1 protein-coding gene is annotated in these 405 nt (G+C 78.5%); it reads right to left on the bottom strand.

The features are described 5' to 3' along the window. Nucleotides 1-405 (bottom strand): AAA family ATPase (locus tag B7P34_RS36370; protein WP_146167068.1); only part of this gene is annotated, 405 nt, incomplete at both ends.

The following is a 405-nucleotide window of genomic DNA, read 5'->3' as shown; positions in this document are numbered from 1 at the left end:
TCCCGCTGGCCCTCCAGCGCCCGCGCCGTACCCACGTCCAGCAGCACCAGATGCAGCTCGTGGCCCCGGCGGCCGGCCTCGCGGGCCAGCCAGCGCCGCATCCACGGGCGGCTGCCGCAGTCGTGCACCAGGACGGGCTCCCCGCTGCGCACGGCCGCCCGGATCCGCAGGAAGTGGTCGAGCCGTGCGCACGGGCGGTAGACGGCGTACGGCAGCCGGTCCGGCATGCGCGCCTGCCACCGCTCGTGGGCGGCCCGCGGGTCGACGGCGGGGGCCGCGGCCGACCAGCGGCGCATGAGGGTGCTCTTGCCGCTGCCGGGCAGCCCCGACACGACGACGACCGAGCCCGCCGGATACGACAGCACCGCCGGCGCCCGGCAGCCGGCCGCCCGCAGGTCGACCACA

Origin of the sequence: Streptosporangium nondiastaticum (assembly GCF_003011965.1) — a bacterium.
In the GTDB taxonomy this organism is placed as follows: Bacteria; Actinomycetota; Actinomycetes; order Streptomycetales; family Streptomycetaceae; genus Streptomyces; species Streptomyces nondiastaticus.
The sequence above is the reverse complement of the archived record's forward strand: the minus strand, read 5'-3'. Positions and strand labels throughout refer to the sequence as shown.